This is a genomic window from Caulobacter sp. KR2-114, from assembly GCF_049446115.1.
Classification (GTDB): domain Bacteria; phylum Pseudomonadota; class Alphaproteobacteria; order Caulobacterales; family Caulobacteraceae; genus Acaudatibacter.
The window spans coordinates 96,804-113,200 of the sequence record NZ_JBMSEC010000001.1; the positions used below are offsets into that span (position 1 = coordinate 96,804).

The window sequence follows — 16,397 nt, forward strand, 5'->3', positions numbered from 1 at the left end:
CATCGCGCGACCGGCGCCAGCCCCTTTCGAAAAGAATCTGCGGGCGCCGCCTATTTGCGGCAGACGACGTCGCGCAGCACCGGCGCGTTCAGGGTGAAGCCGCCGCCGTTGAAGCGGAAGCCGCGGCCCCGGTAGCTGGTGTCGTAGTAGGCCGCCGCGCCCAGGCCCTGCCGGCGGCAGAACCAGTCGGCCGCGCTGCGGTCGAAGGCGGCGATGTCCTGGCCGTCCTGCTTGGGACGCGGGAAGAACACCACCGAGCGGCCGGGGATGCCGCCCGAGCCTGACCAGCGGCTGTCGTCATAGCCGCGATCGTCGCCATATCCGCGGTCGGGGCCACGATCCGGGCCACGGCCGTAGCCGCCGGCGTAGCCGCCGCGGTCATCGTCGCCCCGGTCACGGTCGCCGTAGCCGTAGCCGCGGTCCGGCCCCGGATCGCGGCCGTAGCCGCCGCCGCCGGCCTGCCCGTAGGCCGAGCCTTGGCGCAGGGAAGACACGGAGCGGCCCAGGCCGAAGCGGTCGAGATTCGGCACGTCGCCCGACAGGGTCTGGCAGTTGCCGCGCAGGCCGGCGTCGGAACACACGGTCCAGTCGCCGTCGAAATGGGCGCTGCGGGCGGTGTCGTTGAAATTGTCGTTCTGCAGGTTGTCGTCGGCGCCGGTGATGGTGATCGAGCGGCCCTGGAAGTTCGGGAATTCATAGAGGGTGGCGCGCGCGCCGGCGGCGGGCTGGGCGTGGGCCGCGCCCGCCACGGCGGCGGCGGACGCCAGAACGGCCGCGACGGCGGTCAGTCGGATCGTGCGAGTCATCGATATCTCCTCCCAGGCGGCGAACCGCGGGGTTTTTGTTGCGATGTCGCAACCTCCATCCCACGCCATGAACCGGGGCTGAACCATGTTCGCCCGCTCGGTGAGACGCGCCGCGCGGAGGCCGCGCCCTCAGGCCCTCAGTCGAAGCTCAGAACGATCTTGCCGAAGTGCTCGCCGCCCTGCATCGCCTTGAACGCCGCCACGGCCTCGGTGAACGGGTAGACCTTGTCCACCACCGGCTCGATGCGATGCAGCTCCAGGGCCTTGCACATCGCCTCGAACATCGCCCGCGAGCCGACCGAGACGCCCTGCAGCTTGGCGCCGGTGGCGATCATCGTGCCGATCTGCAGCGGCTCGGCGGCGCCCGCCAGCACGCCGATGATGGCGATGTGGCCCATCAGGGCGATGGCCTTCAGGCTCTCGGTGAGGGTGCCGGCGCCGCCGACCTCCATGACGAAGTCGACGCCAGCGCCGCCGGTGATCGCCCGCGCCGCGCGACCCCACTCGGGCGTGGTCCTGTAGTTGATCACATGGTCGGCCCCGAGCGCCTTGGCGCGCTCCAGCTTCTCGTCCGACGAGGAGGTGATGATGGTGCGATAGCCGGCCGCCTTGGCGAACTGCAGGCCGAAGATCGACACGCCGCCGGTGCCCTGCAGCAGGACCGTGTCGCCGGGCTCGAGGTGAGCGTCGCTGAACAGCGCCCGCCACGCGGTCAGGGCCGCGCAGGCCAGGGTCGAGACCTGGTGGTCGCTCAGATAGTCGGGAACCTTGGAGACCCCCTGCTCGGAGAACACCGCCAGCTCGCGCCCGGCGCCCGGGATCGGCAGGCCGAGCGCCGACATCTGGCCCTCCATGGTCGGCTTGCCGGCGAACCACTTCTGGAAGAACAGGGTCGAGACCCGGTCGCCCACGGCGACACGGGTCACCCCCTCGCCTACCGCCTCGACCACGCCGCAGCCGTCGGAAAACGGGGTCAGGGGCAGCGGCGTCTGGGGGCCGTAGACGCCGCCCACCATCAGCAGGTCGCGGAAGTTCAGCGACACGGCGCGCATGCGCACCAAGACCTCGCCCGGCCCGGGCTTGGGATCGGGAACCTCCAGGACCTTCAGGTTGTCGAGGCCGATTCCATCCACCAGCTGCAGCGCGCGCATCGCAAGCTCCTCCCAATTGTTGAAACACGTTCTGATCCGTGTTCCGCGAGGGCCGGCAAGCGCCATTTCTGCCGCCGTCAGCCGGTGGCGGGCGCCCCCAGCCGCCGGCGGATGGCCCGCGGCAGCGCGACGGCGCCGGCCAGGCCCAGGCCCGCCAGCAGGCTCATCGCCAGGTAGCCGCGCGCGCCGATCATGTCGAACAGGGCCCCCGACCCCATCGACGCCAGGCCCATGAACAGCCCCCCGGAGAGCACCGAGTTCACCGTCTGGGCGGCGCTGGCGCTGCCCGGCGGGCTGAGCCGCTCGACCAGCTGCAACGAGCCCATGAAGGTGGCGGTGAAGGTGGCGGCGTGCAGGCACTGGATCGGGACCAGCACCCACAGCGGCGGGGAATAGGCCAGCACCGTCCAGCGGACGAGGCCGCCGACGGCGCCGGCGATCACCAGCCGCTCGGCCCCGAGGGCCCGGCGCAGCGGCTCCATGAACCACAGGAAGCCGATCTCGGCGACCACGCCGACGCCCCACAAGACGCCGGTGGCGCTGGAGGGCAGTCCCTGGGCGCGCCAGGCCAGGGTGGAAAAGCCGTAGTAGAAGGCGTGGCTGGACTGAATCAGCCCCACGGAGACCACCGCCAGCATGAACACCGGATCGCGCAGCAGGCCGCCCAGGCCGCGCCAGCGGTCGGGCCCGGCGACGTCCTCGCCGGCCTCGTGCACCGGGTCGTCCGGCAGGATCAGGAACCCGCCGACGGCCGCCGCCGCCGCGGTGGCCACCAGCCACCAGAGGATCGCGTCGGGGCTGGTCCCGGTCAGCATCACCCCCATCAGCACATTGGCGACGACATAGGCCGCCGACCCCATGCCGCGCGGCCAGCCGTAGTTGAAGCCATGCAGCCGCGCGCGGCGCAGGGCGATCACATCGCCGAGGGGGCTGAGGTTGGCGAACAGGCTCTGCGACACCAGCCACAAGGCCCACCATGCCGCAAAGCCGTGCGTGGCGAAGAACAGGCCGTACAGCGCCGTCGTGCCGAGACCGAGCAGCCCCAGCGGCGTGCGGCGAAGGCGAAACCCGTCGGCCCAGACGGCGATGGCCGGTCCGGTGACCATGCGGGCGATCGCGGGCGCGGCCAGGATAAGGCCGATCTGCGCGCCGGAGAGGCCGTGCGCCTTGAACCACAGGCCGATGTATGGCGCGGAAACGCCCGTGCCGAGGAAGATGAAGGCATAGAAGAGGCCGAGGCGCCGGGTGACCGACATGGCTCCGCTAGAGCGCGACACGGTCGGACAGAGGCGGCCGATCGTCAGATCGCAGCGCGGATTCAGCCGTTCGAGTGCGGTCTGGTCGCAATACCGGGTTCCCGTTGCGCCACGCGCTCTAGCAGAGTCGGCTTTCCGCGTCGCGGCTGAAGGCCGCCCGCGGGCCGGGACCTTGCGGGGCGGACGTCAGCGCGCGCGGGTCGCCCAGAGGCTGGGCCAGTCGTCCATCGGCACGCCATGGCACTCGGTCATCACCTGGGCCGAGGCCAGCTGGAAGGCCTTGCCGTCCCAAACCCAGCTCATCACCTCGCCGCAGTCGCCGATGCCGCGGCCCTTGGCGAAGCTGGAGAGGGTGGCGGTCTTGGGCTCGAACTCCGGATCGGCCAGTTCGTTGGTGTCGCGTTCAGCCAGGCCCGGCGGATAAGGCAGCCGCAACGGCCGAAGCGCGCCGCCCTTCTCGTCGCCCAGCATCAGGGTGTTGCCGATGCTGTAGGCCCCCTGATCGCAGACCGGCCCCCACAGCACCAGGCCCGGCGCCAGCCGGGCGATCAGCGGCGCATCCATGTCGCCGCCCGGCTGGGCGGTGCAGTCCCTGCCCCGCGCGCGCCGCACGGCGGTGGGCACATGCCCGGGGAGGCCCGCCTGAGAGGGAATCGTCGCTGCCCGCACGACGGGCGCCGGCGGGACCGCGGGCACGGCGGCGGCCGGCTTGTCGCCCTTGCGGCCCAGGGCCGTGACCGTGCCCACCCGCTGCTGCTGGTCGTCGACCCACAGCAGGGCGGCGGCGCTGCCGCCGAGATCGAGGGAGAAGATGCTCTTGCCGCCGCCCGTGACCTCCAGGCCATGGCCCTCGCGCAGGGCTTCGACCAGGGCGGCGCCCTGGGGGGGCGACAGCTGAACCGACTGGCCGTCGTCCCCCGCCTTCACGGGGAGAGTCGCCAGTCCGGGCACAGGGCGGCCGTCGATCTGCACCGCCCAGGCCGAGGCCTTGGGCGCATCGTCGGCGGTGATCACCAGGCTGACCACGGGCTGCGCCCCCGCCGCGCCGCCGCGGGCGATGCGCACATAGCCGCCGATATCGGCGTCGGCGTCGGGGAAGCCGAAGGCCACGCAGGCCCTGACGTTGTCGCAGACGGCGTACCAGGCCTTGAAGGTCTTCACCCCGGTGGCCTGCGCGGCGCCGGCCTGAACGAGCGCGATCACGGCGACCACGGCGAGCTGAAGCGCTCTCATCACCCTTCCCTCCCTGCGCCGCCGCCGGGCGGCGGGTCAGCCCCCGAGGTCGAGGCGCCGCTCGTGGGCCATCTGAGCGTAGAGGCCGATGATGCGACGGTCGAGGTCGTTGTCGCCCGCCGTCTCCACCCGCTCGTGCAGGGCGATCAGCAGGCGGCGCAGGGCGGCGTTGGCCGCGTCGAGCCCCGACCAGGTGAAGTCGGTGTCGACCTCGGCGGCCGCCTTGGCGAGGGCGCCGTCGAACGCCGCGTCGTAGCGGCCGGCGGCTTCGCCCAGCACCGCGCGGATCGCGCCGTTCTCCCACACGCGGGCGGCGGGCCCGCGCTCGGCCTCCTGGCCCGCCAGCGCCGCCAGCATCGACAGCATGCCCACGCGCCCGGCCATGTAGTCGCCGGTGGCTTCGGGGGGCATCGGCGTGGAGAGCGCGACCGCGAAGCTGGTCATGATCTCGGGCAGGGTCGGGGTCATAGGGCCTCCAGCGCGGCGAGATGCTGGGCCAGAATCTGGTCCTGGCGGCGAGCGGTGAACCAGCCGGAAAAGGCCAGGATCGGTTCCTTGAACCCGCCGTCACGCCATTCCTTGGCGGCGGATGTCCAGATGGCCTGGCCCTTCACCGAAGCGAAAAGCCGCCACCAAGCGAACGCCCTGGGATCGACCTTCAGGCCGCTGGCGCGCTCCCAGATGGCGATGCCCTCCTCCAGGCTGACCATGCCCGAGACGGTCGGCGAGCCCGGCAGCGACCACAGCGGATCGCACGCCCAGCCGAGATCCTCCAGCGGATCGCCCAGGTGGGCCATTTCCCAGTCGAGCACGGCGATGATCTTGCCGGCGCCGTCCTGCAGGAAGTTGCCCGAGCGATAGTCGCCGTGCACGACGGCGATCTTCTGCGCCGGCGGGGGCGGGTTGGCGCGCAGGCGGCGGATGGCGGCGCGGACGATCGGCTGCGGATGCAGCTCGTCCTCGTCGATCACCCCGGCCCAGTAGTCCAGCGCCTGCGACCAGCATTCGTCCGGCCGCGGCATGTCGGCGGCCGCCAGGATCGGCAGGTCTTCCACCGGCTGGCCGGCGATGCGGCCCATGATCGAGAAGAACTGCTCGCCGATCGCCCGGCCGTGCGGCGCATAGGGATCTGGGGCGAACGGACTGCCGGTCATGCCGCCGTCGATGCGGCCCATGATGAAGAACGGCCGCTCCAGTTCGGCGCCCTCTTCCTCCAGCACCAGGGCCTCGGGCGCGGCCACGCCGCGGCCGGTGAACGACTGGATGGCGAGGAACTCCAGGCGCCGGTCGGTCTCGATCAGGCTGCCGGGCGGGTCACGGCGCAGGATGTAGCCCTTGGCCTCGCCGCCGATCTCGGCGTCGAACTTGTAGGTCTCACGGCTGGCCCCGCCGGAGATGCGGCTGAGGCTGGTGACCGTGGCGGGCTGGCCGTGGGTGCGGGTGAGGTACGCCTCGAGGCGTTCGGCTAGGGTCATGGGATGTGTGTCTACTTGGCGAAGTCGAGCATGCCGGTGAAGCCGGACGGGCCGTGCGGCCCCAGGAACAGCTGTTCCAGGACTCCGCGGCCGACCTCCTTGTGGCCCTTGTCGTCCTCGTAGGTGACCTTGCTCAAGGCCTGGACGTGAAGGTGGTGCGGCAGGCGCACGTCGATGTCGGCCAGCTTGAAGTCCTCGCGCTCCACGGCCAGCTGGCCGTGGTTGACGCCATGGCCCCACTTCGGGTGGCCGTAGCCGAGCCCCAGCATGAAGAACTCGTACTGCGGCTCGAAGGTGATCTTGCGGGTGGTGCCCGGCTCGCGCAGCGTCACCACCGCGCTCCTGGCGTGGCGGGTGCCGGACTTCCACTCGATGTCGATGCCGCAGTCCTCGATCTCGCCCAGGCCCTCGACGTTGGCGCCTTCGCGCGCCCACACCGCCCGGCGGTTCCACGGCTCGCCGGCCGCATCGTCGTTGGTGTGGAAGAAGAACGAGCCGCTCTCGAAGTTGCTCGGCGACCAGACCCAGTAGAACTGCGGCGCGGTGGGCGGCACGGTCTCCTGCGGGTCGCGCGCGCCGACCGGCCGCACGCCCCACGAGCGGTCGCGGGTGCCCATGAAGCCGTCGACGCTGTCGCGCTTGCCGTCCACCTCGATCCAGCCGCTGTAGCGGCCGTTCTGGGTCAGGCGGGTGTAGTCCATGAAGGCCCGCGGGCCGTTGCGGCGGATGAAGCGCGGCTCCTCGATCGGGAACGAGCGGCCCTCGAACACGATCTCGGCCTTGATCCGGTGTTCGGGCGAGTCGACCGTGAGCTTCAACTTCTGCAGCGGCTCCAGCACCGTGACGGCGATGGGGCCGACCTGCATGTCCATCCGCTCCATCATCAGCCAGCGGCTGGCGTGCAGGTTCACCTGCACCCCGTCGCGAACGACGCAGAAGGCGGCGTCGATGATGTTCAGGTGCGGGTAGATGCCCATGGCGGCGGCGAAGAACAGCTCTCCCTCGGCGCCGTAGCCGTTGAAGAAGTACCGGTCGTAGAAATTCCGGTCCGTACCCGAATAGGCGATCGGCTCCGGCGTCTGGTGTATGGGGAAATCGTCGCCCTTGGTCAGAGCCATGGTCGTCTCCTCGTGCGTCGGCTTGGGTGGCGCTTGGCGAAGCCTTATGCCCCGGGCGTCGGGCGTGGCAACGATGACGGTGGGGAAGATGACCTTGCGGAAGTTTCGGGGGACCTGAGACCATGATCTGGACGCGGAAGACCTGGACGATGCTGGCCGCGCTGAGCGGCTTCCTGGCGGTGGGCTTCGGCGCCTTCGGCGCGCACGACGTGACCGATCCGGCGGCCAGGGACTGGCTGAAGACCGGCTCGACCTATGAATTCATCCACGCCCTGGCCACTTTGGCGTGCTCGGCCCTGGTCGTGGCCGGGGCGCCGCGGGCTCGGCATGCGCCGGCGCTGTTCCTGGGCGGATCGCTGTTGTTCAGCGGCTCGCTCTACGCCATGGCCCTCGGCGCGCCGCACATCCTGGGCGCGGTGACGCCGGTCGGTGGGCTGATGTTCCTGGCCGGCTGGCTGGCGCTCGCCTGGTCGGCCCGGGATATTCGCTGAACGTGGGGCCAAGAGGCTAGGCCGGCTCCAGCACCTTGGTCGGGCGCGCCAGGCCGTAGAGGGCGATGGTCGACAGCACGATCGCCACCAGGATGATGGTGGCCAGCGGCCGCGCGGTGCCGTCGTGGGTCGCGCCCACCAGCACGGTCATCGCCGCGCCCACCGCGAAGGTCGAGGCGCCCATCAGCGAGGAGATCGCGCCCGTGCGCGTCAGGTCCACGCTCATGGCGGCGGCCTGGGTGTTGGGCCCGATCAGGCCGAACGAGGCGATCACCAGGAACAGCGGCGCCAGCACGCCCCAGATGCCGCCGAAGCCGGTGTAGGCGGTGATCAGCATGACCACGGCGAACACGATCGACAGCGGCCGGGCCCGCATCAGGATGTGTTCGGGCGTGTGGCGGCGCAGCCAGTGCGCGTTCAGCTGCGACAGGGCGATCATGCCCAGGGCGTTGGCTCCGAACACCCAGGCGAACACGCCGGGGGCGATGTGATAGTCGCCGATGATCAGCTGCGAGGCGGCGGCGATGTAGCCGAACAGGGCCGCGCCGTTCAGCGAGCCGGCCAGCACGTAGCCGATCAGCTGCGGATTGGTCATCAGCACGCCGAAGCTGGTCCACACCGCCTCGCCCCGCGCCAGGGCGGCGCGCTCGGGCGGATGGGTCTCGACGAAGGCGAACAGGGCCCACAGGGTGATCAGGCCGGCGGCCACGACCTGGAAGATGAAGATCGCCTGCCACCCGAGGCTGACCAGGGCCGCGCCGGCCATCGGCGCCAGGATCGGCGCCACGCCCATCACCAGCATCAGCAGCGACAGCGCCCGCGCCGAGGTCTGGTGGTCGAAGCGGTCGCGGATCGCCGCGCGCGCCAGCACCTGGCCGGAGCCCCCGCCCAGCGCCTGGAAGAAGCGGGCGACGATCATCGCCTCCAGAGACTTCGAAAAGATGCAGGCCACCGTGGCGACCAGGTACAGGGCCAGGCCCCCCAGCAGCGGCAGCCGCCGACCGACCCGGTCGGACAGCGGGCCGTACAGGAACTGCCCCACCGCCAGGCCGATCAGGAAGGCGCCCAGGGTCGACTCCGCCGGGGCATGGAAATAGGCGCGCAGCGCGGGCAGGCTCGGCAGGTACATGTCGATCGACAGCGGCGCCACCGCGGTCAGCGCCCCCGCCAGCAGGATCAGGCTGAACGGGATACGCGTGTGGACGGCAGGCTCGGACATGGCGCGGCTTCTAATGACGTTTGGCGAAAAACTGAAAGCCGAACGCGGGGGAAGCGGCTCGCAGAAGCCATATGGGGCGGTCTATAGCCACGCGCATGCCCCCTGCCCTCACAAAGTCATCCGCCCATGCTCCCGGGCTCGGCGCGCGCGATGGCCTGCTGGCCCTGGCGGTGGTCGCCGTGTGGGGCACGAACTTCGTGGTCATCCGCCTGGGCCTGAGCGCCCTGCCGCCGCTGCTGTTCGCCGCCCTGCGCTTCACCTTCGCCGCCCTGCCGGGGGTGCTGCTGATCCGCCGGCCGCAGGTGCGCTGGCGCGAGCTTGCCGCCTACGGGCTGCTGATCGGCACGGGCCAGTTCGGCGTCCTGTACATCGCGATGCAGGGATTGATCTCGCCGGGCCTCGCCTCGCTGGTGGTGCAGAGCCAGGTGTTCTTCACCATCGGGCTGTCCATGTGGCGCGCGGGAGAGCGGCTGAGGCGCTTCCAGTGGGCGGCCCTGGCCCTGGCGGTGGCCGGCTTCGGCGTGATCATCGACCACGCCCAGGGCGCGACGACCCCGCTGGGCGTGGGCCTGGTGCTGATCGCCGGGGCCAGCTGGGCCGGCGGCAACATGGTCGCCCGCGCGGCGCCGGGGGCCAACATGCTGGCCTATGTGATCTGGGCCAGCCTGTTCTCGGCGCCCCCGCTGTTCGTCCTTTCCTTCGTTTTCGAGGGCCCCGCGCGGATCGCCGCCGGCCTGGCGCACGCGGGCGTGGTCACCTGGGCGGCGGTTCTCTGGCAGAGCCTGGGAAACACCATCTTCGGCTATGCGGCCTGGGGCTGGCTGCTGGCGCGCCACCCGGCGGCGACGGTGACACCGCTGGCCCTGCTGGTGCCGGTGTTTGGCATGGCCGCCTCGGCCCTGTGGCTCGCCGAGCCGCTGCCGGCCTGGAAGCTGGGCGCCGCCGCCCTGGTGCTCGGCGGCCTGGCGTTGAACGTGTTCTGGCCGATGCTGCGCTCGCGGGGCGGGGCGGCTGTGCAGGGGGCTTAGGCGGCGCCCGGTTCCAGACCCGCCACCGTCATCCTCGGCCTTGTGCCGAGGGTCCAAGAACACGGGAGAATGATTGGCGCGCTTCGAAGGCGCGCCACGACGCGGCGATCGCGGTGCGTCGCTCCGCTGCCGCTCGCGACATCCTCTCTCGTGTTCATGGATCCCCGGGACTGGCGCCCGGGGATGACGGTGGTGAGAGTGGGACAGGGCTCCGGCCAACAAAGCAAAAACCCCCGGCCTTTCGACCGGGGGCTCGCGATCAGGTTTGCGCCAGACCTTAGTGCTTGATCGCCTTGGCGACCTTGTCCTGGGCCTTGCCGACGGCGTTCTGGGCCGTGCCGACGGCCTTTTCCGCGGCGCCCTCGGCGCGCAAGCGTTCGTTGCCGACGGCCTTGCCGGCGGCTTCCTTGACGGCGCCCGTGGCCTTCTTGGCGGCGCCTTCGATGCGGTTCGTGCTCATCGCGATCTCCTTGAGTTGACGGGATAACCTCGGGCTGAACAACGCCGCGCTCCGGCTGCAGTTCCGCAACTGACCCGCCGTCAGCCTTGCTCCGCGACGCCCCGCGCGCCAGGGTGCCGGCGGTCACGAGAACACGAGGGGAGAGACCTGATGTCCGCGCTGGAGAGCCAGATGCCGCCCGTGCAGTACGCCGACCTGGGCGACGTGCGCATGGCCTACTACGAGGTCGGCCCGCGCGGGCAGGGCGTGCCGATCATCTTCTGCCACGGCTTCCCGGAACTGGCGTTCTCCTGGCGCCACCAGCTGAAGGCCTGCGAGGCCGCCGGCCGCTGGGCGATCGCCCCGGATCAGCGCGGCTATGGCCTGACCTCCGCCCCGGAGGCCGTGGAGGCCTATGACATCGAGCACCTGACCGGCGATCTGGTGCGGCTGATGGACAGGCTGAAGATCGAGAAGGCGGTGTTCTGCGGCCACGACTGGGGCGGCATCGTCGTCTGGCAGATGCCGCTGCGCCACCCGGACCGCGTCGCCGGGGTGATCGGCCTGAACACCCCGTTCATGCCGCGCGCGCCGGCCGACCCGATCGCCATCATGCGCGCGCGCTTCGGCGACGAGATGTACATCGTCCATTTCCAGAAGCCCGGCGAGGCCGATGCGGTGCTCAACGGCAACGTGGCCAAGGCGATGGGCTTCTTCATGCGCCGGCCGATGGCCGAGACCCCGCCCGCCAGCGGCGGCCTGTCGGGCAGCCTGACGGGCAGCAAGGAGACCTCGGCGACGCCCGAATCGACCTTCGCCCTGGTGAAGATGCTGCAGCTCTACGACCCGGCCGGCGACCCGCGCCCGGCGCTGCTGACCGACGAGGAGATGGCCGCCTTCGTGGAGAGCTTCGAGCGCACCGGCTTCACCGGCGGCATCAACTGGTACCGCAACTTCACCCGCAACTGGCAGCGCGCGGAGGGCATCGAGGACAAGGTCACGGTCCCCTCGCTGATGGTGATGGCCGAGAAGGACGCCGTGCTGCCGCCCTCCGCCGCCGACGGCATGGAGGCCTACATCACCGACCTGGAAAAGACCCTGATCAAGGATTCCGGCCACTGGACGCAGCAGGAACAGCCGGAAGCCGTCAACCGGGTGATCCTTGACTGGATGGACCGCCGCTTTCCGAAGTAGAAGGGTCGCATGGATCGCATCGCCCCCGTCCCTTCCGTGATGTCCTCAGCCGGCCGGCGAGGGCTGTATCTGGAGACCGAGCCGTTCAATTCCGGCTGGCTGGACGTGGGCGACGGCCACGAGATCTTCTTCGAGGAATGCGGCGTGCGCGGCGGCGTGCCCGCCGTGGTGCTGCACGGCGGCCCCGGCGGCGCGATCAACGCCACCATGCGGCGGTTCTTCGATCCCACCCGCTGGCGCGTGGCGCTGTTCGACCAGCGCGGCTGCGGCAAGAGCCGCCCCAACGCCTCGCTGGACGCCAACACCACCTGGACCCTGGTGGAGGATATCGAGCGGCTGCGCGAACACCTCGGCATCGAGAAGTGGTGCGTGTTCGGCGGCTCCTGGGGGTCGACCCTGGCGCTCGCCTACGCCATCCGGTACCCGGAGCGGGTCACCGGCCTGGTGCTGCGCGGCATCTTCCTGGTCACCGAGCGCGAGCTGAAGTGGTTCTACCAGGACGGCGCCTCGATGCTGTTCCCGGACGCCTGGGAGCGCTTCCAGGCCCCGATCCCGCCCGCCGAGCGCGGCGACATGATCAGCGCCTACCACAAGCGCCTGACCAGCCCCGACCGCCGCGTGCAGGCCGAGGCCGCAGCGGCCTGGAGCCAGTGGGAGGGCGACACCATCTCGCTGCGCGGGCCCGAGGCGCGGCCGTCGAAGTTCAACGAGGTCGACTTCGCCATCGCCTTCGCCCGCATCGAATGCCACTTCTTCGCCAACAAGGGCTTCTTCGACGAGGATGGCTGGCTGCTGAAGAACGTGCACCGCATCCGGCACATCCCGGGCTGGATCGTGCAGGGCCGCTTCGACGTGGTCACCCCGCTGGAGACCGCCTGGGCGCTGGGCAAGGCTTGGCCCGAGGCGCGCTTCGAGATCATCTGGGACGCCGGCCACGCCTCCACCGAACCCGGGGTCATCGACGCCCTGATCCGCGCCACGGACGCGGCGCTGACGGCTTAGCGCCAGTCCGCCCTCCCCTTCATGGGGAGGGAAAGATCGCGCAGCGATCAGGGTGGGGAAGTGAGATGGCGCGCGCCGGCTGGCGAGACTGGCCTGTGCACCGGCAGGCGTTCCCCACCCTGGCGGCTTCGCCGCCTGTCCCTCCCCGTGAAGGGGAGGGAAGATAGGGCGAATTACAGCAGAGCCCCTCGCCCGCTGGTGACTTCGGAATAGCGGTGAACGCGCACCGACTGCACCAGGCCGAAGCCCACCATCACCGTGATCATCACCGTGCCGCCCCACGACAGCAGCGGCATCGGCACGCCGACCACCGGCGCCAGGCCCATCACCATGGCGCCGTTGATCATCAGGCACAGGGCGAAAGTGGCGGTCACGCCGGAGGCGGCCATGCGGCCGAAGTGGCTGTGCGACACCGAGGCGATGCGCAGGGCCATGAAGATCACCGCCATGTACAGCAGCAGCACCGCCACCGAGCCGACGAAGCCGAACTCCTCGGCCAGGGAGGCGAAGATGAAGTCGGTCTGCTTCTCGGGCAGGAAGTTCAGCTGGCTCTGGGTGCCCAGGCCGAAGCCCTTGCCCAGCAGCCCACCGGAGCCCAGGGCGATCTTGGACTGCATGATGTGATAGCCGGAGCCGGACTTGTCGGCCTCCGGGTCGAGGAAGGTCAGCAGCCGCGCCTTCTGGTAGCTCTTCAGCACGAACATGAAGGCCAGCGGCACCACGGCGACGACCCCGGCCAGGCCTATGGCCACCAGCCGCAGCGAAAGCCCGGCGAGGATCATCATCACCCCGCCGGTGGCGGCGATCAGCAGGGCGGTGCCCAGGTCCGGCTGCTTGGCCACCAGCGCCGCCGGCAGGCCAATCAGCGCCGCCGGGATCAGCAGCCACCACGACAGGCGGGCGTTGCGGCCCGACAGGGTGTGGTAGAAGCGGGCCAGGGCCAGCACCAGGCCGATCTTGATGATCTCGCTGGGCTGGATGCGGATCGGTCCCAGGTCCAGCCAGCGCTGGGCGCCCAGGGCCGAGTGGCCGACCACGTCCACCGCCGCCAGCAGCAGCACGCCCACCGCATAGACCGGGTAGGCCAGCGCGAACCAGACGCGCAGGTCGACCATGGCCAGGATGATCATCAGCACCAGGCAGCCGGCATAGCGGATCAGGTGCGGCGCAGCCCAGGGCCACCATTCGCCGCCGGCGATGGAATACAGCATCACCCCGCCGATGCCGGCGATGATCGACAGCAGCAGGGCGAAGGTCCAGTCGATGTTCGCCAGCTTGACGATCAGACGATCGCGCTCGCCGGGACGGGTCAGGGCGCTGACGGTCATGCGGCGCGGCTCATGGCGTGTCCGTGTCGGGCTGGGGCGGCGGCGGCGCCGGCGGCGCGATCGGCTGCTGCGCCTGGCCGGGGATCGGCGTCGGCGCCTCGGGCGCGGCGCCCTCCACCGGCGGGCCGTCCGGATTGCCGCCCACGGGCGTGGGCGTGGGCAGGGGCGTGACGATGCGGGCGCGGATTTCCGGATCCTTGAGCAGCGCCACCTTCATGATCTCGGCTGCGCGCGGGGCGGCGGCGGAGGCGCCCCAGCCGCCGTGCTGCACCAGCACGCTCATGGCGTAGCGCGGCTCGTCCACCGGCGCGAAGGCGATGAACCAGGCGTGGTCGCGCATGGCCCAGTCCATGTGCACCGTGCCGCGCGCGCCCTTGTAGGTATGCGCCTGCGCGGTGCCGGTCTTGCCGGCCATCATGATCGGCCCCAGGCCGAGCTTTGCGGTCGCCGCGGCCGTGCCGCTGGTCACCACGTCCGCCATCGCCTTCTGCACGAAGGCCAGATGCGCCGGGTCGACCGGAATGTCGGGGACCTCGCTGCCGGGCGGCAACTCCTTGCCGCCGACCGACTTCACCAGCCGCGGCATCAGCTGCTTGTGGCCGTTGGCGATGCGCGCGCACATCACGCACAGCTGCAGCGGATTGACCGCCAGCGCCCCCTGGCCGATGCCGAAGCTGGGCGTCTCGCCCGGCCACCAGCGCTCGTGGAACACCCGCTGTTTCCAGGCCGTGTCCGGCAGGGTGCCCTTGTTCTGCGGGATGTGGATCTCTGGGAACACCTGGTTGATGCCGAACTTGCGCGCCGTCTCGGCGATGGCGTCCGGGCCGACTTCCAGGGCCGTCTGGTAGAAGAAGATGTCGCACGAGGTGACGATCGCCTGGTGCATGTTCAGCGTGCCGTGCGACTTGTCGCAGTGGAACACGTGGCCGCCGAACGGGAACGAGCCGCCGCAGGTGTGGGTCTTGTCCGGGCTGACGCCGTGCTCCAGCGCCGTCAGCGCCACCATGGTCTTGAAGGTCGAGCCCGCCGGGAAGGTGGCGGTCAGCGCCTTGTTGAACAGCGGCTTGTGGTCGTAGTCGGCCAGCGCCTTGTACTCGGGGCCGGTGAGGCCCTTGACGAAGCGGTTGGCGTCGAAGCTGGGCGCGGAGACCAGGCACAGGATGTCGCCGTTGCGGCAGTCCATCATCACCGCCGCGCCGCTCTCCTCGCCGAACACCTCCAGCGCCCGGTTCTGGATGTCGGCGTCCAGGGTCAGCTGGATCTGCGCGCCCGGCGTCGAGGGGATGTCCCCGGCCGGGTCCTCGCGCACCACGCGGCCCTTGACGTCCACCTCGACCTTCTTGGCGCCGGCCTTGCCCCGCAGCGCCAGGTCGAAGGCCTTCTCGACCCCCTGCTTGCCGATGCGGAAGCCCGGGTTCAGCAGGATCGGGTCGACGGGGCCGGTCTTCGGCACATCGGGCGCCGAGACCTTGGCTACATAGCCGATCACGTGGGCGAAGGCGCCGCCGAACGGATAGACCCGCACCTCGCCCATGTCGGCGGTGACGCCCGGCAGCTCCGGCGCGCGGACGTTGATGCGGGAGAACTCCTCCCAGGTCATGTCCTCGAGGATCGGCACGGGCGAGCGCTTCGGCGCCTGCTTGATATCGGCGACGGCGCGCTTCTGGCGGCTCGGGTCGAGCTCGATCAGCTCGGCGATCCGCGCCACCACGTCTTCCGGCTTGGTGTGGTCTTCCTTGGTCACCAGCAGCCGGAAATCGGGACGGTTGGAGGCCAGCACCACGCCGTTGCGATCGACGATCAGGCCGCGCGGCGGCGGCTGCAGGCGAAAGTCGAACTGATTGTTGTCCGACAGCTTGGTGTAGCGACCGCTCTCGATCACCTGCAGCTGAGCCAGGCGCCCGCCGAGCGCCAGCACCCCCACCCCCAGCAGCCCGCCGAACACGAAGGCGCGGCGGCCGAATTCGCCCTGCCGCTCGTTGACTTCGTTGAAGAAGATCTGGGGGTTGCTCATCGGAAGCGTACGTCCGCGTCTTCATACCGCTCGATCAGACTGTGCGCTAAGGGATACAGCGCCGCAGTCACGAGGAATTGCCAGCCCACCGCCACCAGGCTGGGCACCGCCCCCGAATCCAGGGTCAGCAGGTACATGCCGACGGCGAACGCCAGGGCGCAGGCGCAGGCGTACCAGATCCACATGGCGATGAAGCTCTGCCCGGCCAGCACGTTGCGCAGCATCAGCACCGGCGCATAGGCCGCCAGCAGGCAGGCCGGCCACAGGCCGGTGGGCGTGCCCCACAGCCAGTCGCAGTAGAAGCCGAGCAACAGCAAGGCGAACGGCGGCAGCACCGAGGGCCGGATCATCGCCCAGGCGAAGGCCGGGACCAGCCCGAACACCGGCTCTGGAAGCTGCAGGCCATAGACGCGGATCGGCGCGGCCAGGATCAGGCTGGCCAGCGCGCACAGCAGGAACGGCCCTCCCAGCCAGCGGATCGGATTGAGCTGCCGCGCGACGTTGGCGGGCATCAGAAGGGCGCTTCCTCGTGATCCGGCGCGGCCGAGTGCGCGGGATGGTGGGGCGCGGTCGTCGTCGCGGGGCGCGCGGCCGGCTTGGCCGCCGGGGGCTTGTGCGCCGCGTCGGCGGCGTCGTGCGGCTT

General features: G+C 70.6%; 16 protein-coding genes. 4 read left to right on the forward strand and 12 right to left on the reverse strand.

Translation table 11 applies throughout. The features are described from left to right. Positions 1-50: 50 nt before the first annotated feature. From ACO2Q3_RS00345 to ACO2Q3_RS00375, 7 genes are all read right to left on the reverse strand, one after another. Positions 51-806, reverse strand: a complete 756-nt coding sequence (locus ACO2Q3_RS00345; protein ID WP_423304333.1) for a beta/gamma crystallin-related protein — start codon at positions 804-806, stop codon at positions 51-53. Positions 807-943: 137 nt separating this feature from the next. Beyond that, the gene (locus ACO2Q3_RS00350) at positions 944-1,957 is read right to left on the reverse strand and encodes a zinc-dependent alcohol dehydrogenase family protein (protein WP_423304334.1); all 1,014 of its coding nucleotides are present in this window, start codon (positions 1,955-1,957) and stop codon (positions 944-946) included. Between the two features lie 77 nt (positions 1,958-2,034). Next, the gene (locus ACO2Q3_RS00355) at positions 2,035-3,213 is read right to left on the reverse strand and encodes an MFS transporter (RefSeq protein ID WP_423304335.1); all 1,179 of its coding nucleotides are present in this window, start codon (positions 3,211-3,213) and stop codon (positions 2,035-2,037) included. Positions 3,214-3,399: 186 nt separating this feature from the next. Beyond that, positions 3,400-4,446, reverse strand: coding sequence for a DUF1176 domain-containing protein (locus ACO2Q3_RS00360; protein ID WP_423304336.1), 1,047 nt, complete (start codon positions 4,444-4,446; stop codon positions 3,400-3,402). 36 nt (positions 4,447-4,482) lie between these two features. Then, positions 4,483-4,914, reverse strand: coding sequence for a hypothetical protein (locus tag ACO2Q3_RS00365; RefSeq protein WP_423304337.1), 432 nt, complete (start codon positions 4,912-4,914; stop codon positions 4,483-4,485). Beyond that, positions 4,911-5,921, reverse strand: a complete 1,011-nt coding sequence (locus tag ACO2Q3_RS00370) for a phosphotransferase family protein (RefSeq protein WP_423304338.1) — start codon at positions 5,919-5,921, stop codon at positions 4,911-4,913. Before ACO2Q3_RS00370 ends, ACO2Q3_RS00365 begins: the two co-directional genes overlap by 4 nt. A gap of 11 nt (positions 5,922-5,932) precedes the next feature. Further along, the gene (locus ACO2Q3_RS00375; RefSeq protein ID WP_423304339.1) at positions 5,933-7,039 is read right to left on the reverse strand and encodes a hypothetical protein; all 1,107 of its coding nucleotides are present in this window, start codon (positions 7,037-7,039) and stop codon (positions 5,933-5,935) included. A gap of 122 nt (positions 7,040-7,161) precedes the next feature. On the opposite strand from ACO2Q3_RS00375, the gene ACO2Q3_RS00380 reads away from it, so the two are divergent. Continuing rightward, positions 7,162-7,530, forward strand: coding sequence for a DUF423 domain-containing protein (locus ACO2Q3_RS00380; RefSeq protein WP_423304340.1), 369 nt, complete (start codon positions 7,162-7,164; stop codon positions 7,528-7,530). 16 nt (positions 7,531-7,546) lie between these two features. Here the strand turns inward: ACO2Q3_RS00380 and ACO2Q3_RS00385 are convergent, their stop codons facing one another. After that, positions 7,547-8,749, reverse strand: a complete 1,203-nt coding sequence (locus tag ACO2Q3_RS00385) for a multidrug effflux MFS transporter (RefSeq protein WP_423304341.1) — start codon at positions 8,747-8,749, stop codon at positions 7,547-7,549. Between the two features lie 95 nt (positions 8,750-8,844). On the opposite strand from ACO2Q3_RS00385, the gene ACO2Q3_RS00390 reads away from it, so the two are divergent. Next, entirely contained in the window at positions 8,845-9,777 is a 933-nt protein-coding gene (locus ACO2Q3_RS00390; RefSeq protein ID WP_423304342.1) for an EamA family transporter, read from the forward strand. A gap of 277 nt (positions 9,778-10,054) precedes the next feature. On the opposite strand, the gene ACO2Q3_RS00395 is transcribed toward ACO2Q3_RS00390, so the two are convergent. Then, positions 10,055-10,237, reverse strand: a complete 183-nt coding sequence (locus tag ACO2Q3_RS00395; protein ID WP_423304343.1) for a CsbD family protein — start codon at positions 10,235-10,237, stop codon at positions 10,055-10,057. A 150-nt stretch (positions 10,238-10,387) separates the two neighbouring features. On the opposite strand from ACO2Q3_RS00395, the gene ACO2Q3_RS00400 reads away from it, so the two are divergent. Beyond that, the gene (locus ACO2Q3_RS00400; RefSeq protein WP_423304344.1) at positions 10,388-11,410 is read left to right on the forward strand and encodes an alpha/beta fold hydrolase; all 1,023 of its coding nucleotides are present in this window, start codon (positions 10,388-10,390) and stop codon (positions 11,408-11,410) included. 9 nt (positions 11,411-11,419) lie between these two features. After that, the gene (pip, locus tag ACO2Q3_RS00405; protein WP_423304345.1) at positions 11,420-12,412 is read left to right on the forward strand and encodes a prolyl aminopeptidase; all 993 of its coding nucleotides are present in this window, start codon (positions 11,420-11,422) and stop codon (positions 12,410-12,412) included. A gap of 173 nt (positions 12,413-12,585) precedes the next feature. Here the strand turns inward: pip and rodA are convergent, their stop codons facing one another. From rodA to ACO2Q3_RS00420, 3 genes are read right to left on the reverse strand one after another with little or no spacing between them, the layout of a single operon-like run. Then, a complete protein-coding gene (gene rodA / locus ACO2Q3_RS00410) occupies positions 12,586-13,740 on the reverse strand; it encodes a rod shape-determining protein RodA (protein WP_423304347.1) in 1,155 nt (384 codons plus the stop codon). A 10-nt stretch (positions 13,741-13,750) separates the two neighbouring features. Continuing rightward, complete coding sequence (gene mrdA / locus ACO2Q3_RS00415) at positions 13,751-15,754, reverse strand: penicillin-binding protein 2 (RefSeq protein ID WP_423304348.1); 2,004 nt, start codon at positions 15,752-15,754, stop codon at positions 13,751-13,753. Further along, positions 15,751-16,266, reverse strand: a complete 516-nt coding sequence (locus ACO2Q3_RS00420; RefSeq protein WP_423304349.1) for a hypothetical protein — start codon at positions 16,264-16,266, stop codon at positions 15,751-15,753. Before ACO2Q3_RS00420 ends, mrdA begins: the two co-directional genes overlap by 4 nt. Positions 16,267-16,397 lie beyond the last annotated feature (131 nt).